At 44.2% G+C, this 23,635-nt stretch carries 20 protein-coding genes and 2 tRNA genes; 6 read left to right on the top strand and 16 right to left on the bottom strand.

What is annotated here, in order from left to right; all coding sequences use genetic code 11:
• Positions 1 to 10: 10 nt before the first annotated feature.
• The 3 genes from wecA to trxA all read right to left on the bottom strand — a co-directional run bounded on the left by wecA (position 11) and on the right by trxA (position 3,264).
• Positions 11 to 1,108: a UDP-N-acetylglucosamine--undecaprenyl-phosphate N-acetylglucosaminephosphotransferase gene (gene wecA / locus BMZ28_RS15385; RefSeq protein ID WP_047782389.1), complete on the bottom strand. Its 1,098-nt coding sequence runs from the start codon at positions 1,106 to 1,108 to the stop codon at positions 11 to 13.
• Positions 1,109 to 1,179: 71 nt separating this feature from the next.
• Complete coding sequence (gene rho / locus BMZ28_RS15380) at positions 1,180 to 2,439, bottom strand: transcription termination factor Rho (protein WP_047782390.1); 1,260 nt, start codon at positions 2,437 to 2,439, stop codon at positions 1,180 to 1,182.
• A 498-nt stretch (positions 2,440 to 2,937) separates the two neighbouring features.
• Positions 2,938 to 3,264 (bottom strand): thioredoxin TrxA, encoded by a 327-nt coding sequence (trxA, locus tag BMZ28_RS15375; protein WP_047782391.1) that lies wholly within the window; start codon positions 3,262 to 3,264, stop codon positions 2,938 to 2,940.
• Positions 3,265 to 3,410: 146 nt separating this feature from the next.
• Between trxA and rhlB the strand changes: the two genes are divergently transcribed.
• The 3 genes from rhlB to BMZ28_RS15360 all read left to right on the top strand — a co-directional run bounded on the left by rhlB (position 3,411) and on the right by BMZ28_RS15360 (position 7,493).
• On the top strand, positions 3,411 to 4,694 hold the full coding sequence (rhlB, locus tag BMZ28_RS15370; protein WP_047782392.1) for an ATP-dependent RNA helicase RhlB: 1,284 nt from the start codon (positions 3,411 to 3,413) through the stop codon (positions 4,692 to 4,694).
• A 36-nt stretch (positions 4,695 to 4,730) separates the two neighbouring features.
• Positions 4,731 to 6,230 carry a guanosine-5'-triphosphate,3'-diphosphate diphosphatase gene (gppA, locus tag BMZ28_RS15365; RefSeq protein ID WP_074824554.1) on the top strand — a complete coding sequence of 500 codons (1,500 nt, stop codon included), beginning with the start codon at positions 4,731 to 4,733 and terminating at the stop codon, positions 6,228 to 6,230.
• 102 nt (positions 6,231 to 6,332) lie between these two features.
• Entirely contained in the window at positions 6,333 to 7,493 is a 1,161-nt protein-coding gene (locus BMZ28_RS15360; RefSeq protein ID WP_047782394.1) for a DUF3829 domain-containing protein, read from the top strand.
• An 87-nt stretch (positions 7,494 to 7,580) separates the two neighbouring features.
• On the opposite strand, the gene rep is transcribed toward BMZ28_RS15360, so the two are convergent.
• The 3 genes from rep to ilvC form a co-directional block, all read right to left on the bottom strand.
• Entirely contained in the window at positions 7,581 to 9,608 is a 2,028-nt protein-coding gene (rep, locus tag BMZ28_RS15355) for a DNA helicase Rep (RefSeq protein WP_074824553.1), read from the bottom strand.
• Between the two features lie 140 nt (positions 9,609 to 9,748).
• A complete protein-coding gene (locus BMZ28_RS15350; protein ID WP_047782396.1) occupies positions 9,749 to 10,111 on the bottom strand; it encodes a DUF805 domain-containing protein in 363 nt (120 codons plus the stop codon).
• Between the two features lie 183 nt (positions 10,112 to 10,294).
• Positions 10,295 to 11,773, bottom strand: a complete 1,479-nt coding sequence (ilvC, locus tag BMZ28_RS15345) for a ketol-acid reductoisomerase (RefSeq protein ID WP_047782397.1) — start codon at positions 11,771 to 11,773, stop codon at positions 10,295 to 10,297.
• Between the two features lie 165 nt (positions 11,774 to 11,938).
• Between ilvC and ilvY the strand changes: the two genes are divergently transcribed.
• Positions 11,939 to 12,820 (top strand): HTH-type transcriptional activator IlvY, encoded by an 882-nt coding sequence (gene ilvY / locus BMZ28_RS15340; protein WP_074824551.1) that lies wholly within the window; start codon positions 11,939 to 11,941, stop codon positions 12,818 to 12,820.
• A gap of 13 nt (positions 12,821 to 12,833) precedes the next feature.
• Here ilvY and BMZ28_RS15335 read toward each other — a convergent pair whose 3' ends face one another.
• The 7 genes from BMZ28_RS15335 to ilvL all read right to left on the bottom strand — a co-directional run bounded on the left by BMZ28_RS15335 (position 12,834) and on the right by ilvL (position 20,192).
• Positions 12,834 to 13,526 (bottom strand): DUF2461 domain-containing protein, encoded by a 693-nt coding sequence (locus BMZ28_RS15335; RefSeq protein ID WP_074824547.1) that lies wholly within the window; start codon positions 13,524 to 13,526, stop codon positions 12,834 to 12,836.
• An 82-nt stretch (positions 13,527 to 13,608) separates the two neighbouring features.
• Positions 13,609 to 15,153, bottom strand: coding sequence for a threonine ammonia-lyase, biosynthetic (gene ilvA / locus BMZ28_RS15330; protein WP_047782400.1), 1,545 nt, complete (start codon positions 15,151 to 15,153; stop codon positions 13,609 to 13,611).
• A gap of 5 nt (positions 15,154 to 15,158) precedes the next feature.
• A complete protein-coding gene (gene ilvD / locus BMZ28_RS15325) occupies positions 15,159 to 17,009 on the bottom strand; it encodes a dihydroxy-acid dehydratase (RefSeq protein ID WP_074824544.1) in 1,851 nt (616 codons plus the stop codon).
• Positions 17,010 to 17,090: 81 nt separating this feature from the next.
• Complete coding sequence (locus tag BMZ28_RS15320; RefSeq protein WP_047782402.1) at positions 17,091 to 18,020, bottom strand: branched-chain amino acid transaminase; 930 nt, start codon at positions 18,018 to 18,020, stop codon at positions 17,091 to 17,093.
• A gap of 20 nt (positions 18,021 to 18,040) precedes the next feature.
• Positions 18,041 to 18,298 carry an acetolactate synthase 2 small subunit gene (gene ilvM / locus BMZ28_RS15315; RefSeq protein ID WP_047782403.1) on the bottom strand — a complete coding sequence of 86 codons (258 nt, stop codon included), beginning with the start codon at positions 18,296 to 18,298 and terminating at the stop codon, positions 18,041 to 18,043.
• Positions 18,295 to 19,944: an acetolactate synthase 2 catalytic subunit gene (gene ilvG, locus BMZ28_RS15310; RefSeq protein WP_074824638.1), complete on the bottom strand. Its 1,650-nt coding sequence runs from the start codon at positions 19,942 to 19,944 to the stop codon at positions 18,295 to 18,297. Before ilvG ends, ilvM begins: the two co-directional genes overlap by 4 nt.
• Positions 19,945 to 20,093: 149 nt before the next feature.
• Positions 20,094 to 20,192: an ilv operon leader peptide gene (gene ilvL / locus BMZ28_RS15305; RefSeq protein WP_071845532.1), complete on the bottom strand. Its 99-nt coding sequence runs from the start codon at positions 20,190 to 20,192 to the stop codon at positions 20,094 to 20,096.
• 328 nt (positions 20,193 to 20,520) lie between these two features.
• Here ilvL and BMZ28_RS15300 point away from each other — a divergent pair, with 328 nt between their 5' ends.
• Positions 20,521 to 22,047: a YifB family Mg chelatase-like AAA ATPase gene (locus tag BMZ28_RS15300; RefSeq protein ID WP_047782404.1), complete on the top strand. Its 1,527-nt coding sequence runs from the start codon at positions 20,521 to 20,523 to the stop codon at positions 22,045 to 22,047.
• A 26-nt stretch (positions 22,048 to 22,073) separates the two neighbouring features.
• Here BMZ28_RS15300 and BMZ28_RS15295 read toward each other — a convergent pair whose 3' ends face one another.
• A complete protein-coding gene (locus BMZ28_RS15295; protein WP_047782405.1) occupies positions 22,074 to 22,412 on the bottom strand; it encodes a MaoP family protein in 339 nt (112 codons plus the stop codon).
• A gap of 116 nt (positions 22,413 to 22,528) precedes the next feature.
• Here BMZ28_RS15295 and hdfR point away from each other — a divergent pair, with 116 nt between their 5' ends.
• Positions 22,529 to 23,359 carry an HTH-type transcriptional regulator HdfR gene (gene hdfR, locus BMZ28_RS15290; protein WP_074824541.1) on the top strand — a complete coding sequence of 277 codons (831 nt, stop codon included), beginning with the start codon at positions 22,529 to 22,531 and terminating at the stop codon, positions 23,357 to 23,359.
• Positions 23,360 to 23,458: 99 nt separating this feature from the next.
• On the opposite strand, the gene BMZ28_RS15285 is transcribed toward hdfR, so the two are convergent.
• A tRNA-Trp gene (locus tag BMZ28_RS15285) sits at positions 23,459 to 23,534 on the bottom strand.
• A gap of 7 nt (positions 23,535 to 23,541) precedes the next feature.
• Positions 23,542 to 23,618, bottom strand: a tRNA-Asp gene (locus tag BMZ28_RS15280).
• Positions 23,619 to 23,635: the final 17 nt, after the last annotated feature.

Here is a 23,635-nt window from a genome sequence, read left to right as displayed (position 1 = left end):
AAGCCTCTGGTTAGGAATTACGCTGGTTATCATGTGACCGCCGCATGCGACGCTTGATACGCTTAATAAAGCGAGCAACGCGCCAGGCATGTTTAATACAGTAGCCATACAATATAAATGCAAGCAAAAATAGTGCCAACATCATCCATTCAGAGACAAATGGAATGTGTTCACCGATAACACCAATAGCCGCCAATATTGCGGCAGCCAAAGTAATTAAAACGAAAGCCTGACGGGAAGTGAATCCGGCCCGCATAATAAGATGATGAATATGTTGCCGATCGGCAGAAAAAGGACTCATACCTTTACGTAAACGACGATACATAATGGCAATCATATCAATCAGAGGAATAGCAATAACCCACAGCGCCGTCACCGGGTTCATTGGATGCCCAACACCTTGGGTACTTTGCAATAAGATCCAGATTACCGTAAAACCAATAAGTGTGCTGCCGGCATCCCCCATAAACACTTTATAGTGTTTACCAAAGGCCCCAAGGTTGAGTAACAGATAGGGAATAATCGCGGCAATAATAGCAAAACACCAGTAGCCCAAAAACGCCTGCCCATCTAAAACCAGCAAAATCCCTAGCGCTCCGAAAGTCACGCAGGCTAAACCGCCAAGCAAACCATCTATGCCATCTACCATATTAAAAGCATTGATAGCTCCCCATACGGCAAACAGAGTGAGCAAATAACCAAAAGGTCCAAGAACTAAATCCCATGGTCCAAAAATATGTCCCAGACTACTTAAATAAAGCCCGGCAAAAAACATCATGGCTATCGCAACAAGAGCCTGAATGGATGCCCGAAATTTAACGCTGATATCAAACCGATCGTCAAAAGCGCCAACAACAACCAAAACGCCAGCGCAAATAAGATAAATGCCGGGTTGCTCCATCTCATTCCAGTTAAGAAAAAGATACAGACAAATCCCGGCATAAACAGAAATACCACCGACTAAAGGAATCAGTCCCTGATGACGTTTCCGATAATTAGGCTTATCAACTAAACCAATTCTTTGGGCTACTTTGCGAATAACAAGCAAGAAGACCAGAGAAAACAAAAAAATGACGATAAGATCGCCACTCATACCGAGGAAATTCACGATTAACGGCTCTCAATAAAATTAATGAGTATCAGGATATTAACCTAATACTCATACTATTTAATCTATTATTACGAACGCTTCATCATATCGAAGAATTCATCATTGGTTTTCGTCATCGCTAACTTATTAATGAGGAACTCCATCGCGTCAATTTCACCCATAGGATGAATAATTCGGCGCAGAATCCACATTTTTTGTAATTCTTCAGACGTTGTCAGCAACTCTTCTTTACGTGTACCTGAACGGTTGTAATCAATGGCTGGGAACACGCGCTTTTCCGCAATTTTACGGGATAAATGCAGTTCCATATTACCGGTACCTTTAAATTCTTCGTAGATAACTTCATCCATCTTAGAACCGGTATCTACCAGCGCAGTAGCAATAATGGTCAGGCTACCGCCCTCTTCCACATTACGTGCAGCACCAAAGAAACGCTTAGGACGATGTAACGCATTAGCATCCACACCACCGGTCAATACTTTACCTGAAGCAGGTACAACCGTGTTATAAGCGCGAGCCAGACGGGTTATTGAATCCAGCAGGATAATAACGTCCTTTTTATGCTCAACCAGACGTTTAGCTTTTTCGATAACCATCTCAGCGACCTGAACGTGGCGAGAAGCTGGCTCATCAAAAGTAGAAGCAACCACTTCACCTTTAACCAAACGCTGCATTTCGGTAACTTCTTCCGGACGTTCATCGATTAACAACACCATCAAAACGCAATCCGGATGATTATAGGCAATACTTTGCGCAATATTTTGCAGCAGCATGGTTTTACCGGCTTTTGGCGGCGCAACGATCAGACCACGCTGGCCACGACCGATAGGTGAGGCTAAATCCAGTACTCGCGCAGTTAAGTCTTCTGTTGAACCATTTCCCCGCTCCATACGCAAACGAGAGTTGGCATGTAACGGCGTTAAGTTTTCAAACAGAATTTTATTACGGGCATTTTCCGGCTTGTCATAGTTAACTTCATTCACTTTCAACAGTGCAAAATAACGCTCACCTTCTTTAGGCGGACGAATCTTGCCAGAAATGGTGTCACCAGTACGTAAGTTAAAGCGGCGGATTTGACTAGGAGAGACGTAAATATCATCGGGACCTGCGAGGTAAGAACTGTCTGCAGAACGGAGGAAACCAAATCCATCCTGTAGAATTTCCAACACGCCATCGCCAAAAATATCCTCTCCACTTTTTGCATGCTGTTTGAGGATTGAAAAGATAATATCTTGCTTGCGCATACGAGCTAGATTCTCTAGCCCCATATTTTCGCCGAGAGTAATTAACTCAGAGACCGGCGTATTTTTTAGTTCGGTAAGATTCATAATGGTGGGTTCTTTAACTTGGGGTCTGTCTCGAAAAGTCTTGATGAATAGCTGACGGTGCACGCCACGCTCGTATTATTAGAATATCCAATTCACTATTTTTATATCAGAAAAGTATCATGACGAAGCCTGACTACATAATCAGAAAACTTAGAAATAGTGCATGGATATACATTCTAAAACCTGTTTTAAAATCATAGCATCTACAGTCTATAAATGATGAGTAAACTGCACAAAGCTCTTTTAAGCTACGATTTTAAAACGAGTACGTATTACGTAATAGATAAGATTGCATGAAGCGAGATTAAAGGTAGCATGCTTTATTACCATAGTCTACGGTTGCACTAACAAAATACCCTATATACCCCTATTTTTTGCGTAAAAAACGCAAATAAAGCGTTCATCCATCTCAATACATTGTTGGGATATCCCTTGTTTATCCATGCAAACCTGATGGATAAACAAAGAGCTATCACCAAAAAATCATTTAACTCTCAATTAAATGCTGTTATCCAAAAACTCTTTCAGCTGAGATTTTGATAACGCGCCCACTTTAGTTGCAGCCACAGCACCGTCTTTAAACAGTAAAAGAGTTGGAATACCACGGATACCATATTGAGGAGCCGTTGCCGGGTTTTGATCAATATTGAGTTTTGCAACCGTCAGTTTACCTTCATATTCAGCCGCTACTTCATCCAGAATAGGGGCAATCATTTTGCATGGACCACACCACTCAGCCCAAAAATCCACCAGCACAGGACCTTCAGCTTTTAGAACATCAATTTCAAAGCTGCTATCGGTTAAGTGAATAATTTTTTCGCTCATGTTTGACTCCACAGGATTAGATATTGTTTCATTGGTGTTATATTAGCCAACGAAACGTTGAATATATGATGACTTTATTTCAACGGATACGCATTCGTAAAGCAATACTTTCGTGAATACTAGGTTAACTGATATTCTACACTACTATGAGCAAAACACACTTAACTGAACAGAAGTTTGCCGACTTCGCACTAGACCCTTCGGTAGTAAAGGCCCTTGAAAATAAAGGTTTTCATTACTGTACACCAATTCAGGCATTGGCGCTTCCTCATACGGTTGCAGGGCATGATGTTGCAGGACAGGCACAAACGGGTACCGGAAAAACATTGGCTTTTCTGGCATCAACCTTTAATTATTTACTAACACATGCACCTGACAGCAACCGCCAGGTCAATCAACCACGCGCCTTAATTATGGCCCCAACCCGCGAACTGGCGGTACAAATTCATAATGACGCTGAAGCATTAGCTCATGAAACAGGTTTAAAGATCGGTCTGGCTTATGGCGGTGACGGTTACGATAAACAACTCAAAGTATTAGAGGCTGGCGTTGATATTCTGATCGGTACCACCGGACGTCTTATCGATTATGCCAAACAAAATCATATCGATCTGGGCGCTATCCAAGTAGTGGTACTTGATGAAGCCGATCGAATGTTCGATCTTGGGTTTATTAAAGACATCCGTTGGATATTTCGTCGCATGCCTGCGACTAACCAACGATTGAATATGCTTTTTTCTGCCACCCTTTCTTATCGGGTACGTGAATTAGCCTTTGAGCATATGAATAACCCACAATATGTTGAAGTTGAGCCAACCCAAAAAACTGGCCATCGAATTAAAGAAGAGCTTTTCTATCCGTCTAATGAAGACAAAATGCGTTTGTTACAAACGTTGATTGAAGAAGAATGGCCCGATCGCTGCATTATTTTCGCTAATACCAAACATACCTGTGAAGATATCTGGGGCCACTTGGCTGCCGACGGTCACCGGGTTGGCTTATTAACCGGTGATGTTGCCCAGAAAAAACGCTTACATATCCTTGATGACTTTACCAAAGGCAATCTGGATATTTTAGTAGCGACCGATGTTGCCGCCCGCGGTTTACACATCCCTGAAGTGACTCATGTATTTAACTACGATTTACCTGATGACTGTGAAGATTACGTTCACCGCATAGGTCGTACCGGACGTGCTGGAGCCAGTGGTCATTCCATTACATTAGCCTGTGAACAGTACGCCTTAAACTTGCCAGCGATTGAAGAGTATATCGAACATTCAATTCCGGTCAGTCGTTATAATTCAGATGCGCTGTTAACCGATTTTCCTGCACCAAAACGCCTTCCGCGTCCACGTAATGCAGGTGGTCCAAGACGCAGTAGTGGCCCACGCCGTAATGGTCCACCACGTAACAGAAAACGCCCTGGATAATATTAATGAAGCCTACACGGGTAACTAATTAACCATATGAATAGACGAACAGGTGAATCGCCTCTCTATGCTGCCATTGACCTTGGTTCAAACAGCTTTCATATGCTGGTTATCCGTGAAACTGCAGGGACGATTCAAATCCTCGATCGCATCAAACGTAAGGTCAGATTGGCTGCCGGACTAAACGATCGAAATGACTTGTCAGAAGAAGCCATGCAGCGTGGCTGGCAGTGCTTAAAATTATTTACCGAGCGTCTGTATGACATTCCGTCAGAGCACGTACGCATTGTTGCAACAGCAGCATTACGTACGGCCAGGAATGCCGATCGATTTATATCCGAAGCAGAAAAAATCCTTAACCTTCCAATTAAAATTATCAGCGGGGAAGAAGAAGCCCAGCTGATCTATCAAGGTGTTTCTCATACTACCGGTGGAGCAAAATCCCGACTAGTTGTCGATATTGGTGGCGCAAGTACCGAGTTAATCACCGGAAATGACGACCAAATATCTCAACTGGTCAGTTTACCAATGGGCTGTGTCACTTGGCTTGAACGTTATTTTAGTGACCGAGTCCTCAGCGCAGATAACTTTTATCAGGCTGAACTCGCCGCCAGAAACCATTTACAGCGCACCGCTGAGACAATGAAGCATCAAGGTTGGCAAATCTGCGTTGGTGCATCAGGCACCGTTCAGGCGCTACAGGAAATTATGGTCACTCAAGGCATGGATGAACAAATCACCCTTGATAAACTTCTACAATTGAAAGCGCAGGCGATTCAATGCGGCAAGCTGGAAGAGCTGGAAATAGAAGGACTGACATTAGAAAGAGCGTTAGTATTTCCCAGCGGCCTTTCTATCCTGATTGCTATTTTTCAAACCTTTGATATTAACAGCATGACTCTGGCCGGTGGCGCCCTTCGCGAAGGGTTAGTCTATAGCATGCTTAATCGCCCGGTTGATAAAAATATTCGTCAGAGAACAGTACAAGCTATTCAGCATCGCTACGCTATCGATAAAAATCAGGCAAATTTGGTCAGCCAACTGGCAAACAACCTTTGCCAACAGTTGAAAGAGAGTTGGCATATCAATGAAGCCATGTCAGATCTATTGCATTGGGCAATCCAACTGCATGAGATTGGACTTAGCATTGATTTTAAGCAATCAGCCCAACATGCATCCTACCTGTTAAGCCATATCGAAATGCCTGGTTTCACACCGGCACAGAGAAAACTTCTGGCCGCTTTGCTCCTGAACCAAACCAATACCATTAACGTATCGGTACTGGCAGAACAAAATGCATTATCGCTACCTCAGGCTCAAAAGTTAGTTCGTTTATTACGCATCGCTATTTTATTTTGTCGAGCCCGTCACTCTGATTTAATACCAGAAATATGTATCAGTAGTGTTGGTGAACAATTAAACATCCAGATAGATAATGCGTGGTTTTCATTGTATCCTCTACAGGCTGAAGCGCTGCAACAAGAGAGCCGTTGGCAAACCAACAGCCACACTCCCCTCTTAATAACGACGATTTAAGCCGTTAAGTTCCAGTCATTCACTAACTCATATATTACAGCCAAGATCTTCAATGGCTGGCGATATATTTAAAACAAATATGCTGATGAAAGGATTCTATGAATGAATAAATTAACGATAACTAAAAGACTACTGTTAGCATCATTAATCGCCGGTTTGCTTGCAGGATGTGATGATAAAGATGCAGCTACCTCTGGTTCCCAGCCACCAAAAGTCGTTGAATCAGTACCGTCAACACCAGCAGAACCTAAAGTTGTTGAATCAGTCCCAGCATCAGCGACTCAGCAGAGCACTAGCGTTGATCAAACAGCGCAAGAAGCTGAAAAAGGTAACCTGTGGCTTGATGTATTCAACAACAAATCTTCCATTGATGTGAAAGGTGCTGATGGAAAAAGAATTGGTGGCTTAATCGCTTTCAATAATCTTTCCCGTATTCCTGATGCTGTTGAAAAGTACATGGAACTCACCGAAAAAAATGGCAAATTTTCACTAAAAAAAATCAGAGCCAAAGAAAATACGCTGGATCCATTCTTTACCATGCGAGCCTTTAGTCCCTTAGGAAAAGTTAGCTCAACTGAACTAGAGAATTACAAAAAAGCAGGCGAAGCCATTAAAAATATGAAGCCAGCGATGCCTGAAATTGATGAAGCTGGTCTTATCTACATCAGTAGCGTTATTGCCATGAGCAAAGCAACAGATACGCTCATCGATTACTACAAAACCAGCGAAGAATTTAAACTGGATGACTTCAAAAAGGCACCAGAACTACATAAAACCATGGCTGAAGCCTACAAAAACTACGAAGCCGCTAAAGATGCCGCTCGCGTAGCCCATAACAATCTGTATGAGCAACTTCATGCAAAAGAGTTAGCGTCGCTAAAAGCCAAAGGCTTCGATACCATGGTGGTGATTTACACCAGTATCGATGATGTTTCTGCTATTTTTGACGGTTTGGTTAACGATTACAACAAAAATGGTAACCTGAAAAAATCAGATAAAGCCGCTTATGAAGCGAAAGCAAAATTGATCGAAACCGCGCTGGATGAACTGAAAAAAGCTCAAGAAAATCCAGCCACGCTGATTAAAGAAAGCTTAAAAGAAAGTAAACTCAGCAGATATATCGAAGCATTAAATGCCTTCAATATTTCAGCCAAAGTTGCTGTACGTGACATGGGTAAAAACAAAGATGAAAATCTTTTAAATGACCTACAAAACAAACAGCTAAGGGTTATTGAGCGTTATAATGATATCGTTCAAGGATAAATAAAAATACACATTTATCCATCCTAAAAATACACTAAATATTAATCCCGATAAGCATTGTTTATCGGGATTATTTTTTAAAGCCTGTCATTTATCTGGCGATTTAGCTTTAGCCAACTGCTCGCGAATATTCGCCAAATGCCCTTTTCCCTTCTCCATACGTTCTTCGGCAGAAACCACTTTGCGCGCACGTTCCCAGGCTAAGTCGTCCTGAGGAAGTTCCAGCAAGAACCGGCTTGGCTCAGGCCGAACTAACTCACCAAACTGACGACGCTCTCGACAAAGGGTAAAGGTCAGCTCTTTCTGTGCCCGAGTGATTCCGACGTAGGCTAAACGACGTTCCTCATCGACATTATCCTCATCAATACTGCTTTGGTGAGGAAGTAGCCCCTCTTCCATACCAACCAGATAAACATAAGGAAATTCAAGCCCTTTGGAAGCGTGTAACGTCATCAATTGAACCTGATCCACATCTTCCTCACTTTCTCCGCGCTCCATCATATCCCGCAGAGTAAAACGGGTAACCACCTGCGTCAGGGTCATCGGTTCATCAAGATCGCTTCCTTCCAACATTTCAGTCATCCAGCCAAATAGCTGATTGACATTTTTCATGCGCATTTCAGCGGCTTTAGCGCTGGGAGAGGTTTCATATAGCCAGCTTTCATAGTCAATGCCGTGAATCAAATCCCTGACGGCGGCAATCGGTTCTCTTTCCGAAGTTGCGGTAACACCAGCCAGCCAGTGAGTGAAACGTTGTAACGACTCTAATCCTCGTCCGGTTAGATGCTGCTCCAGACCCACGTCAAAACTGGCTCGATATAAACTTACCGCCCGCTGATTAGCCCAATTACCTAACTTTTCCAACGTTGCCGGACCAATTTCACGCCTCGGCGTATTAACAATGCGCAAAAATGCACTGTCATCATCCGGATTGGTTAACACCCGCAGATAGGCCATCAAATCTTTAATTTCAGGTCGAGAGAAGAAGGATGTTCCGCCCGAAATACGATAAGGAATACGATTCTGCATCAGCACTTTTTCAAAAATGCGCGACTGATGGTTGCCACGATACAAAATCGCATAATCCTGATAATCAGTTTTATTAATAAAATGATGAGCTATTAGCTCACCAACAACCCGCTCAGCCTCATTATCTTCGTTATTGGCAGTAACAACTTTTAATTCTTCGCCGTATCCCAGCTCAGAAAATAATTTTTTCTCAAACGCATGGGGATTATTAGCAATAAGGATATTAGCGGCTTTTAATATGCGCCCGGATGAACGGTAATTCTGCTCAAGCTTAATCACCTGAAGTGCAGGGAAATCCTGACTTAATAGCACCAGATTCTGAGGCCTGGCACCACGCCATGAATAAATAGACTGATCGTCATCCCCTACCACCGTGAATCGTGCCCGATTGCCAACCAGCAGCTTAACCAGTTCATACTGACTGGTGTTGGTATCCTGATATTCATCCACCAGAAGATAGCGCAATCGGTTTTGCCAGCGCTCACGAACTTCTTCATTACGCTGCAATAATAAAGTCGGCAATAAAATCAGATCGTCAAAATCAAGAATGCTGCACGACTTAAGCTGTTTATCATACAGATCGTAACAGTGGGCAAATAGCTTATCCCGCTCAGACTTGGCTGAAGCTGCGGCTCCAGCAGGGCCAATTAAATCGTTTTTCCAATTGGAAATGGTTGAAACTAACTGTGATAACAGCGTCTTATCATTTTCCAGCCACTTTTCCGTTAGGTCTTTCAGCAACGCCATCTGATCCTGATCGTCAAATAAAGAGAAATTCGACTTCATATTCAGCGCAGCGTGTTCACGCTTAATAATCTCAAGACCCAAGGTGTGAAAGGTAGAAATCATCAATCCGCGCGCTTCCTTACGCCCCAGCGTTTGTGATACCCGCTCTTTCATCTCTCTGGCGGCTTTATTGGTAAAGGTCACCGCTGCAATATGGCGAGCCTGATAACCACACTCACGGATCAAATAAGCTATCTTATTGGTGATAACTCGGGTTTTACCTGAACCTGCTCCGGCTAAAACCAGGCAAGGCCCGGTAACAAATTCAACGGCTTGTTGTTGACTGGGATTTAGACGCATAAACAGGACAATTAACCAATGGAAATAGGGGAAGAGAAGTATAACAAAAACGCGGCTAACCTAACATGCTTGGAAAACGGCAATAAAAAACCCGTACAGTTAAAGGTACGGGTGGATGATTCAGCAATAAGAATCTATATTTATTTTGGTGATGGACCATAAGTATTTGGGCCAGCAGTTCCTTCCAAAATAGTAAACACTAGCAGAACCAGTGAACCAAATGGAATAAATACCAGCAGATACCACCAACCGGTTTTATCAGTATCATGCAGGCGGCGAACCGTAACAGATAAGCTTGGAATAATAATCGCCAAGCTATATACAATCAGTAAAATACCAGTTACTGCACCGTTTGAACCAAATACTGAGTCTAAAATACTACCGACAATCGCTAATACGATAATGGCCAGTAAATTAAAAAGAGTAAACATCCAATACTCTTTACGACGAGCTCGGCCTGAAAAATCTGCGTACTGAGTAAAACACTTTTTATACCATTCCATTGTTTCTATTCCTTGCATATAAAATAATAAAAACGAAAGACGGCAGTATAATAGAACGGGTAATAATTATAAATACGATTTATATAAACAATCGAAAATATTAACTCAATCTAGTTATGCAAAACTTTCAATAAAAAAGCCGGAAATTTCCGGCTTTTAAAACGCTAAACAGATAATAGATAATTAACCGGCAACGGCAATACGCTTCATATCCGTCATATAACCACGAAGTTTCTTACCAACAACTTCAATTGGATGGTTACGGATAGCTTCGTTAACGTCACGCAGCTGAGCATTATCAATTTCAGTTGCTGCAACCACTTTACCTAAATCCCCAGCCTGTAGTGAAGCCATGAACTTCTCACGCAGTAACGGCACTGCAGCATTAGAGAACAGGTAGTTACCATATTCAGCCGTATCTGAGATAACGACGTTCATTTCATACAGACGCTTACGAGCGATAGTATTCGCTATCAACGGAAGTTCATGCAGTGATTCATAGTAAGCTGATTCTTCGATGATGCCTGAAACAACCATCGTTTCAAACGCCAACTCAACGCCGGCTTTCACCATGGCAACCATCAGTACGCCGTGATCAAAATATTCCTGCTCGCTGATTTTACCATCCTGTTGCGGGGCATTTTCAAATGCACTGCGGCCGGTCTCTTCACGCCATCCTAATAGATTTGCATCATTATTCGCCCAGTCAGCCATCATGCCTTCAGAAAAATGACCGGAAATGATGTCATCCATATGCTTTTGGAATAGCGGTGTCATCAGACCTTTCAGCTGTTCAGACAAAGCAAACGCACGCAGTTTAGCCGAATTGGACAGGCGATCCATCATCAGGGTAATTCCGCCTTGCTTCAGCGCTTCTGTAATCGCTTCCCAACCGAATTGAATTAATTTTTCTGCATATGCCGGTGAAGCACCGTCAGCAACCATCTTGTCAAAGCACAGCAGTGAACCCGCCTGTAACATACCGCACAGAATTGTTTGCTCACCCATCAGGTCAGATTTTACTTCTGCAACAAAAGAAGACTGTAGAACGCCAGCACGATGACCGCCAGTTGCCGCTGCCCAAGCTTTAGCAATTGCCATGCCTTCGCCCTTCGGATCGTTTTCCGGGTGAACGGCAATCAGAGTTGGAACACCAAAGCCGCGCTTATATTCTTCACGAACCTCAGTTCCCGGACACTTCGGTGCAACCATCACAACGGTGATATCCGCACGAATTTTTTCACCGACTTCAACAATGTTGAAACCGTGAGAATAACCTAACGCAGCACCTTGCTTCATTAATGGCTGAACCGCCTGAACTACTGAAGAATGCTGTTTGTCTGGCGTCAGGTTAATCACTAAATCTGCCTGTGGAATCAGCTCTTCATAAGTACCGACTTTAAAACCGTTCTCAGTCGCTTTGCGCCATGAAGCACGCTTCTCATCAATCGCTTCTTTACGTAATGCATAAGCGATATCCAAACCAGAATCGCGCATGTTCAGACCTTGGTTAAGACCCTGAGCACCACATCCGACAATAACGATTTTTTTACCTTTCAAAAAACCGGCCTCATCAGCAAACTCATCGCGGCCCATAAAACGACACTGACCTAATTGAGCCAGCTGCTGACGCAGGTTTAACGTATTGAAATAGTTAGCCATTATTATTCTCCATTATGCATTGTTATGCTGTGTTCTGTTATGTTGGTACTTACCGAAAAGCAAGTACGCTTGAGATCCATAATAAGACAAGAACTACATTGCTTAAATTGATATATTAAGAAGATGATATTGCAATTTATGCAACGTAATAATCGGTAACTCAATGTGGATCTACGTGATTTAAAACTGTTTCTTCATCTGGCGGAAAGCCAGCACTTTGGCAAAACCGCTAAAGCGACCTATGTTAGCCCCTCAACCCTATCGCGGCAGATACAAAGAATAGAGGAAGAACTGGGGCAAATCCTTTTTTTACGTGATAACCGTACCGTGCAATTAACCCAAGCCGGCCAGCAATTGAAAGTCTTTGCTCAACAAACCTTGTTACATTACCAACAATTGCGCAATGCCCTGGCACAAAAAGGGGAATCTCTCAGCGGTGAATTACGTATCTTTTGCTCGGTTACCGCAGCCTATAGCCACTTACCCACGATCCTTGACCAATTTCGAGCGCTGCATCCTAATGTAGAAATTAAACTCACTACCGGTGATGCTGCCGATGCCGTCGACAAAATTCAGTCCAATGATGCTGATTTAGCCATTGCCGGGCGACCAGAAAATTTACCTTCTACGATCGATTTCACAAAAATAGGTGAAGTGCCTCTGGTGCTGATTACACCAGCGTTACCCTGCCCGGTGCACACGCAAATGTCGGAACATAAACCAGACTGGGCCAATATTCCTTTTATTCTGCCAGAGCATGGCCCTACCAGAAGGCGTATCGATCAGTGGTTTCGACGTCATCACATCAGTAACCCGCAAATTTACGCCACCGTTGCTGGTCATGAAGCCATTGTTTCAATGGTGGCTTTGGGATGTGGCGTCGCATTAATCCCGAGTGTCGTATTGGATAACAGCCCGGAAACGATACGCAGCCGAATTACCGTTGCCAACAATGTTACGCTCACTTCAGCGTTTGACCTCGGGGTTTGCGTACAGAAAAAACGGCTCGGTGAACCATTAATTCACGCTTTCTGGCAGTTAATATAACCGCCAGATAAGGTTATTCATCCGGATTCCGCTTCATCACTTCAACGCGCATCAAATAGTGATAAAGCGGTGCCAGTTGCTGAAAACCTTTCTCCAAATGGGAAACCAGCCCGTCAGTGAACACCGTTTCCATATTCTGGCTGGTACACATAACGGCAAAACTTTTGCGATTATACCAATCGGCAATTTGGGCATCTTGCTCTTTCACCAGCGGGCGTTTATAGCTTTCACCCACCAGCTCAAACGGTGTTTTACAACGCTTGGCTACGGCTAAAAATGCTTTGGGTTCGGTACGCATCAGCAAACGCAGTAAATCCATGGTTTGTCTGCTGGCGCTGTAATAACCAAGTCCGTAACGATAAAAATCGGGGGCAATCTCAAAAAAGTAAACCGGTGCATCTTTCCAGTCTTTACTCGCACGTTTAAACGTCAGCCACATCTGACTGCGATAGCGGGATTTATCATGACTGAAGCGAGTATCGCGATGAATTCTGGACAAGGTTTTGCCAATGGCCGGGCGAGTTTCAAATTCAGGATCAATCAGCACCATACTTTGGCTGAGATCGTCCACCAGATGACGAAATGGGGTAACAATCTGCTGGTCGTAAATGTGTCGATGTTCGTCAAACCAATCTTTACTGTTGTGGATTCTGACATCCTGTAAAAAGGTTAAGCCCTGCTGAGTAAACCCGTTGAATTGCGCCATGTCATCTTCCACCCATAAGCTATTATCTGAACAATAAAAGCCGCTGAATGACGTATTCAGCGGCTTTCAGACACCGTTATGATTATCCAGCAAGGAAAAAACGGAATGCCGGATTGTCTGTCTCATCGTGGTAATCGTATCCCAGCTGTTTAAGATGCTGTTCAAATTCAGCATCATGCCCGGCCAGCTCAAATGCGGCTAAAACGCGGCCATAGTCAGTACCGTGGCTACGATAATGGAATAGAGAAATATTCCAGAACGTCCCTAACGTTTGTAAAAACTTCAGTAACGCTCCCCCTGACTCAGGAAACTCAAAACTGTATAGTTTTTCACTAAGCGGCTTGGCCGGTCGACCACCGACCATATAACGCACATGCAGCTTAGCCATTTCATCATCAGATAAATCGACAACCTGATAACCGCCATTTTGCAGCTCACTGATGATATCTTGTCGTTCAGACTGCTCACCGGTTAATCGGACACCAACAAAAATACAGGCGTTTTTATCGCTGGCATAACGATAGTTAAACTCGGTAACGGAACGTCCACCTAATAACTGACAGAACTTCAGAAAACTGCCTTTCTGTTCCGGAATAGTGACGGCAAGCAGTGCTTCTCTCTTCTCACCTAATTCACAACGCTCGGAAACATAGCGTAAACCATGGAAGTTCAGATTAGCTCCGGACAGAACACAGGCTAAGCGTTCCCCTTGCAGATTATGCTGCTGCACATATTTTTTCAGGCCAGCCAGCGCCAAAGCGCCGGAAGGCTCAGCAATAGCACGCACATCTTCAAATAAATCTTTTACTGCTGCACAAATGGCATCGCTATCAACCGTGATAACATCATCCAGATATTCGCGACATAAGCGGAAGGTTTCATCACCGATACGTTTTACTGCAACGCCATCAGCAAACAGCCCCACGCGATCAAGATCAACCGGTTGACCTGCCTTTAATGCAGCAACCAGACACGCGGAATCTTCAGTCTCAACGCCAATCACTTTGATCTCTGGCATCAGTTGCTTAATCAGTACGGCCACACCAGCAGCCAGACCGCCACCGCCAACCGGAACAAAAATGCGATCGATATGTGCATCTTGCTGAATCAGCTCTATACCAATAGTGCCTTGTCCGGCAATCACCGCCGGATGGTCAAACGGCGGAATGAAGGTATAGCCTTGCTGTTGAGAAAGCTCAATGGCTTTAGCTTTGGCTTCATCAAAATTAGCGCCATGCAACAGCACTTCACCGCCAAAGCCACGCACCGCATCAATTTTGATGTCCGGTGTCGTCATAGGCATCACAATTAAAGAGCGGATACCCAGCCCTGAAGCTGAAAGTGCGACACCCTGCGCATGATTACCCGCTGAAGCGGCAATAACGCCATTTGCTTTCTGTTGTTCGTTAAGCCCGGCAATCATGGCGTGTGCACCACGCAGCTTAAAGCTATGTACTGGTTGTCTGTCTTCCCGTTTAACTAATACGGTATTTTTCAGACGCGCTGAAAGTTTATTCATTTCCTGTAACGGTGTGACCTGAGCGACATCATACACAGGCGAACAAAGCACAGCGCGTAGATACTCTGCACCCGTAGGTGCAGAAGAGAGCGGCGATGGAACAGCCATAATATTTAGCCTCCCAGCTTACTTTTATCCCGTACAGCACCTTTATCGGCACTGGTTGCCAAACTGGCGTAGGCGCGTAATGCAAATGAAACCTGACGGTCGCGGGCTACTGGTGTCCACGCTTTATCACCACGAGCAACTTCTGCCTGCTGACGGCTAGCCAGTTCATTATCTGCAACGTCCAATACAATGCTGCGTTTAGGAATATCGATATCGATCATATCGCCATCACGCACTAATCCAATCAAACCGCCGTTAGCCGCTTCCGGAGAAATATGGCCAATCGATAATCCCGATGTTCCACCGGAGAAACGGCCGTCGGTAATCAACGCACAATCCTTACCTAATCCCATCGATTTCAGGAATGTGGTCGGATAGAGCATTTCCTGCATACCCGGTCCACCTTTTGGACCCTCATAGCGGATAACGACCACATCACCCGCAACCACTCTGCCACCAAGAATTGCATCAACGGCATCTTCCTGGCTTTCATAAACTTTTGCCGGACCACGGAACACTAAGTGCTCATCATCAACGCCCGCTGTTTTCACAATGCAGCCATCAATCGCCAGATTACCGTTCAGAACAGCCAAACCACCTTCCTGGCTATAAGCATGTTCTTTACTGCGAATACAGCCTTCAGCGCGATCGTTGTCCAGCGAATCCCAACGACAGTCCTGAGAGAAAGCTTCGGTGGTACGGATACCGGCCGGACCTGCGCGGAACATGGTTTTAACCGCTTCATCGTTGGTCTGCATAATATCGAACTTAGCCAACGTATCCGTCAGGTTCAGTCCCAGAATATTGTTAGTATTACGGTTTAACAGCCCTGCACGATCCAGTTCACCCAGAATACCGATCACGCCACCTGCGCGGTGCACGTCTTCCATATGATATTTCTGCGTACTTGGCGCAACCTTGCATAACTGAGGAACTTGACGCGACAGGCGATCGATATCGGTCATCGTGAAATCAACTTCGCCTTCCTGAGCCGTAGCCAGAAGGTGTAATACTGTATTAGTTGAACCGCCCATGGCGATATCCATGGTCATGGCATTTTCAAATGCGGCTTTATTAGCAATAGATCGAGGCAGAACGCTTTCATCATCTTGCTCATAATAACGTTTGGTTAATGACACAATTTCTTTACCAGCGTTCAGGAAAAGCTGTTTACGATCTTTATGCGTCGCCAACAAGGAACCATTTCCCGGCAGCGCTAAGCCCAACGCCTCAGCCAAGCAGTTCATTGAGTTAGCAGTAAACATACCAGAACAAGAACCGCAGGTTGGACAGGCCGAGCGTTCAATTTGTGCGCTGTCTTCATCACTCACGTTTGGATTCGCGCCCTGAATCATGGCATCGATCAAATCAAGCTTAATAATTTTATCCGATAGCTTGGTTTTTCCAGCCTCCATCGGACCACCTGACACAAAAATCACCGGGATATTCAGGCGTAAAGAAGCCATTAACATGCCCGGAGTGATTTTGTCACAGTTGGAGATACACACCATGGCATCAGCACAGTGGGCATTCACCATATATTCCACGGAATCAGCAATCAGCTCACGTGAAGGAAGAGAATACAGCATGCCGCCGTGACCCATTGCGATACCATCATCCACTGCAATGGTGTTAAATTCTTTCGCCACACCGCCTGACGCCTGAATTTGATCGGCAACTAATTTACCTAAGTCACGTAAATGGACATGGCCCGGAACGAACTGAGTAAATGAGTTCACCACGGCAATAATCGGCTTGCCAAAATCGGCATCGGTCATACCGGTAGCACGCCATAAAGCACGGGCTCCTGCCATATTCCGACCATGTGTAGTTGTAGCTGAACGATACTTAGGCATGCTTTATTCACTCCCGTTGTCTAATTGCGGGCGGAATGGAATCCGCCCGTTATTGCATTATGTTTGCTTTTTTGTTTTTAGTTATTGGTTTACCAGATCTAACCAGCCGTACTTGTCTTCAGTCTGACCATTGAACAGTCCAAAGAAACTTTGCTGAATTTTCTTGGTGACCGGACCACAACGACCAATACCCACCTGAATACCATCAACGCTGCGTACTGGTGTAATTTCGGCGGCGGTACCAGTCATAAAGACTTCATCGGCTAAATAGAGAGATTCGCGAGACAGAACCTGTTCACGCACTTCAATACCGAGATCTTTAGTAAGCTTCAGAATGGCATCACGCGTAATGCCTGGTAAGGCAGCTGAGGTCAAGGTTGGGGTAAATACCACACCGTCTTTAACCAAGAAGATATTCTCACCGGCACCTTCAGAAACATAACCGTGAACATCCAAAGCGATACCTTCGCTATAACCATGACGGCGAGCTTCACTACCCACCAACAATGAAGAAAGATAGTTACCACCGGCTTTAGCTGCGGTTGGAATGGTATTTGGCGCAGAACGGTTCCATGAAGAAACCATGGCATCGATACCCTGATCCAACGCTTCTTCACCTAAATAAGCACCCCATGGGAAAGCGGCAATGATCACGTCAGTGTTGTAACCTGCAGGTGGATTAACGCCCATACCCACATCACCAATAAAGACTAACGGACGAATATAAGCGCTTGCCAGATTATTTTTACTTAATGTTTCACGGCAGGCGGCCATCAATTCATCAACAGAATAGGAAACCGGCATACGATAAATTTTCGCAGAATCACGTAAACGCTGCATATGTTCGCGATGACGAAAAACAGCCGGGCCTTTATGGGTATCATAGCAGCGCACACCTTCAAATACCGATGTACCATAGTGCAATGCGTGTGACATAACGTGAACTTTGGCATCAGCCCATGGAATCATGTCACCATTGAACCATATATAATCTGCTTTTTTCGTGCTCATTGTTTCTGTTCCTTGTCGCGCTATGCGCGTATTTGTTGTGATGTTTGATTGAGGATCTCAACGCTGCTGACATCCGCAAGTTTCTTTAACTGGGAAAATAGTAAGTTTACCGGTCTCTCACTGGAAACGGTTAAATAAATGCTTATGTTATCCCCATTAGCCATTTGATTCATGTCCATTTTGCATACCCGAAAACCTCGGTGGCGAACAACGCGCAGTAAACGTTCCAAAACTTCTGAGCGGAATCGGGTCTGAATGAAAAGTTGATGTTCTGTCATGATACTTCCTCCAGCATTGTTTCGTTACCGGCGCCCGGTGGAACCAGAGGCCAAACATTTTCTAATTCATCGATAGAAACGTGAAGCAAATAAGGTCCTTCACTGGTAAGTAAGGTATTAAGTGCATCATCAACCTGATCTTTGCGGGAAATACTCTGCCCCGGAATACCGAATGCCTGAGCCAGCATTAAAAAATCGGGATTGTCCGATAAATTGGTTTCGCTATAGCGAGAGTCAAAAAACAGCTGTTGCCACTGTCTGACCATTCCCAAACGCTGATTATCGATTAAGACGATTTTCACCGGTAACTTTTTACGTTTTATGGTGCCCAGTTCCTGCACATTCATCATAAAAGAGCCATCGCCGGAAACACAGATTACCATATCGTCAGGGCGGGCCATTTGTGCACCCACTGCAGCAGGAATACCAAATCCCATGGTACCCAGCCCGCTTGAAGTAATGAAGTTTTCCGGGCGGCCAAATGTCATATGCTGCGCACTCCACATCTGATGTTGACCAACGTCAGTGGTAATGACCGTATTTTCAGGTTTTCTTTCAGAAAGTTGCTTTAACAACAGCGGGGCAAAAATAGGTTGTCCGGGATGATCGTAACGAGCGGCATAATCAGTTTTCATTGCTATTACCGTGTTACGCCAATTATTGATATCCATTGGCTGCTGCAGAGCAGGTAATATCTTGTTTAAATCTCCCTGTAACGCAACGTGAGGCGTTCGTAATTTGCCTAACTCCGCCGGATCGATATCCATATGAATAACTTTTGCGTGAGGTGCAAAGGTATTCAATTTTCCTGTAACCCGATCGTCAAAACGCACCCCGATAGCCACCAGTAAATCACAGTCCTGAACTGCCAGATTACCAGCTTTGGAGCCGTGCATACCCAGCAAGCCCAAATAACACGAGTCATCTACCTCAGCGGCACCGAGTCCTTTTAACGTTGAAACGCATGGCATGCCAGTGACTTTGGTGAATGTCCGTAGCGCCTCAACCGCGTTAGCCATACCCACACCACCACCAACGTATAACATTGGTTTATGAGATTCAGCGATCATTTCTCTGGCTGCTTGCAAATCCTCATTGGCAACCTGAGCCATTTCTTCGACCGGTAATAACCCTGGCTTTAAATGCTCTCCGGCCGCTAACTGGATATCTTTAGGAATATCAACCAAAACAGGACCAGGACGGCCGCTACAGGCAGTAGCAAATGCCTGAGCAATAATGGAGGGCAACTCTTCTAATGATTCCACCAGATAACTGTGCTTAGTACAGGCTAATGATAATCCTAATACGTCAATTTCCTGAAAAGCATCAGTACCTATCAGCGGGGAAGCAACCTGACCAGTAATAGCAACAACGGGAACAGAATCTAACAGCGCATCAGCCAACCCGGTGATAAGATTCGTTGCTCCTGGGCCAGAGGTGGCGATACAAACGCCAACTTTACCGGTTGCTCGAGCGTAGCCTAAAGCGGCAATAGCGGCACCCTGTTCATTACGACACAGCAGATGCTCAACGCCACCATCATATAGCGCATCATAAACCGGCATAATTGCACCGCCAGGATAACCAAAAACAGTGTCAACTCCCTGTTCGCGTAACGTATGTACTACCCACTGCGCCCCATTCATCATTCTTACCCCGTCGTATTGTGCTCTTAGCCGATGCTTATAGCCGTATGCTTTGTTGTGTTTATTATTTGATATTGATTAAATTTTTATCATCCATAAAAAAACCCCCGACTTCTCAGTGCGGGGGTTCTTGAATTTGGGACCTCTAATCAGGTCTTTCTTTGTCCAAGTGCTGCCCCGCACGGTGGGAGAATAATCACCACCACACTAATAATCACGAGGCTAATCACTTGGCTTACAGACTTCATAGTTTCAAAGAAAATTCTTTATCAGTCGAACGAATGTATACAGAGTTATCATAGTTTTATATTAAGTGACAACTTATTTTTTCTTTCCGTTTTCTTTATCAAAACAAAATTCATTAAAAACGCCATATTTATCATATAAATGAAAAACACTGACTGACTTGAAAATATTTTAATTAGATGTACCCCACATAAAATCGCCTATATAGACTGCAAAACAGGCAAAAAATTGGAATATATCTCTATGTTTTAAGCAAAATACAAAAAATAGATAAATTGATATGCACTGACTCTGACAGGATTATCTAAAAATAAAGATGGGTAACTTGGCATGTCACTAGCAATTATTTATACCCGAGCTTCAATAGGTGTACAGGCTCCATTAGTCAGTGTTGAAGTACATATCAGCAACGGAATGCCTAACTTTACGCTGGTTGGCTTACCGGAAACAACCGTAAAAGAAGCAAAAGATCGCGTGCGCAGCGCATTGATAAACAGTGGCTTTACTTTTCCACCGAAAAAAATCACGGTTAGCCTGGCCCCCGCAGACCTGCCAAAAGAAGGTGGTAGGTTCGATCTACCCATTGCACTGGCTATTTTAGCGGCATCAGAACAGATAGCCGTTGATAAACTTGAGTATCATGAATTCTTGGGTGAATTGGCCTTATCCGGAGCAATAAAAAACGTTAATGGTGCAATACCCGCGGCTCTGGCTGCATCAAACAACCATCGTTCTCTGATTCTATCTATAGATAATGCCAGTGAAGTTGCACTCATTAAACAAAGCCAACATCTGGTAGCCGATACGCTACTTGATGTCTGTAAATTTTTAGCCGGTGAAGAAAACTCACTATCTGCGCCACAGCAAGCTGCCAGCCTTGACCACCAAGAGTCATTACCAGATCTAAAAGAAATTATCGGCCAAGAGCAAGCTAAAAGAGCACTCGAAATATCCGCTGCCGGCGGGCATAACTTACTCCTGCTCGGCCCGCCAGGGACAGGTAAAACCATGCTGGCTACTCGTCTGAATGCATTATTGCCGCCTCTGAGCGATCAGGAGGCACTGGAAAGTGCTGCTATAGCAAGTCTGGTTCATACGCCACAAAATGCGTCAAACTGGCGTAAACGGCCTTTCAGAGCACCTCATCACAGCGCATCAATGGCTGCTCTGGTTGGTGGAGGCTCAATCCCTCGCCCCGGAGAAATATCTCTGGCACATAACGGCGTACTTTTTCTTGATGAATTACCTGAGTTTGAAAGAAAAGTACTGGATGCTTTACGTGAACCGCTGGAATCCGGTGAAATTGTTATTTCACGCGCCAGCGCCAAAGTTTGCTTTCCGGCCAAAGTACAGCTCATTGCTGCAATGAATCCCAGCCCAACAGGGCACTATCAGGGAATTCAAAGCCGTTCAAATCCACAACAGGTTATGCGCTATTTAAACCGACTATCCGGACCATTTCTCGATCGATTCGATTTATCTATCGAAGTTCCTTTACTACCGCAAGGCATATTAAGCCAGCGCAGGGAAGAGAGTGAATCCAGTCAATCAGTACGCTTAAGAGTATTTAATGCCAGACAAGAACAAATAAAACGCAACGGAAAGGTTAATGCGCAACTAACCAGCAAAGAAGTAGAGAAAATTTGTAAGCTGGAAATTAACGATGCTCTATTTCTTGAGCAGGCTCTGACCAAACTGGGTTTATCCGTTCGGGGATGGCACCGGATTTTAAAAGTATCGAGAACAATCGCTGATTTATCAGGCAATAAAAATATAAAAAGGGAACATATTGCCGAAGCGTTAAGCTATAGAAGTATGGATAGACTGTTACTACAACTTTATAAAGCCGTTGGATAAAAAAACGGGGCCTAAGGCCCCGTTAATCAATCGTCAGAGTCATTAAAGTCTTCAACGATATCTACCTGAGGTTTACCACCAGATAAGGTGTGAAAGCGTTTAGGTCGACGAATACGGTTGAGGTATTTAGCCCATACTTTTTCAGACTCTGTCGCTGGCTCGCGTTCACCTTTACAAACAGCAACAAATAGTTTCTCTTCGTCCGTTGTTGGTTCACGCTTACCTAAATCAAGCTCATTAAAGGCATAGCCTAAACGCTCTAGTAATTGCGCTTCTTTAATGGTGAAATCCCCATGACGGGAAAAACCGCGAGGGTAATTTTTATTGTCAAAAAAACGATGCGTCGTGGAGAAGCTTTCCGCCATCTGACATACTCCTAAGTATCTAAATTAATGCCGTTATGGCGCGGAGTATTAGTGAGGCTAAGCGGCGTGTAAAACAAAAAATTTGAATCGTAACGATAGATTTATTTGGAGATTGAGTGGATACCGAATTACTAAAAACATTTTTAGAAGTCAGTAAAACCCGTCATTTTGGTCGAGCGGCTGAATCACTCTATCTTACACAATCAGCGGTTAGCTCACGGATAAGACTGTTAGAAAGCCAGCTAGGAGTTAATCTTTTCACCCGACACCGTAATAATATTCGGCTCACATCTGCCGGAGAACAGCTTTTACCTTATGCTGAAAATATGATCGCCACCTGGCATCAGGCTCGAAATTCGATAGTTAAAAACAGTCAAAAGAAAAATATGTTATCTATCGGAGCACTATCTCTGATCTGGGAAAGCTATCTAACTGACTGGCTTGAATTACTATATTCACAACATAAAAATTTACAGTTTGATACCCGCATAGCAACACGAAATTTGTTGGTTCAACAGCTACATGAAAGGCAATTAGACCTGTTGATTGCCACAGAACCCTCTAAAATGGATGAGTTGATTAGTCAGCAGATAGGCGTCATACCGCTCCGTTTATTTACCGCCGAGCGAAAAATTAATGATAAAAAACGGACTTATATCTCTTTAGATTGGGGAGTGGAGTTCGTACAACAAGAAAAGACCATCATTTCGCAGGAAAGTATTATCTCTCTTACCGGTTCTTCAGCTCTAATGGCCAAACAGTTACTAAAAAATACCGATGGCTGCGCATTTTTACCTGAATCATGGAAAAAACAGTATCCAGACCTAAAGCTTATTCCATCATCGCCAACAATAGATATTCCTGTTTATGCTATCTGGCTGCAAAACAGTGAATATGAACAGTTAATCCATAAATACCTTGCAACCTCTGCCACAGAGAAAGAATAAGCTTAAATTAATCTACAGAACGGTTAACAGATATAAGATGAAATACTAAATTTTAGATAACAAAAAACCCTTTGCTTTCACAAAGGGTTTTCTATTTTATGGCAGGGGCGGAGAGACTCGAACTCCCAACACCCGGTTTTGGAGACCGGTGCTCTACCAATTGAACTACGCCCCTAAAAGGGTGGCGGAACGGACGGGACTCGAACCCGCGACCCCCTGCGTGACAGGCAGGTATTCTAACCAACTGAACTACCGCTCCACCGATTCTGTATCGTT

The organism is Pragia fontium DSM 5563 = ATCC 49100, from assembly GCF_900112475.1.
Classification (GTDB): Bacteria; Pseudomonadota; Gammaproteobacteria; order Enterobacterales; family Enterobacteriaceae; genus Pragia; species Pragia fontium.
The sequence above is the reverse complement of the archived record's forward strand: the minus strand, read 5'-3'. Positions and strand labels throughout refer to the sequence as shown.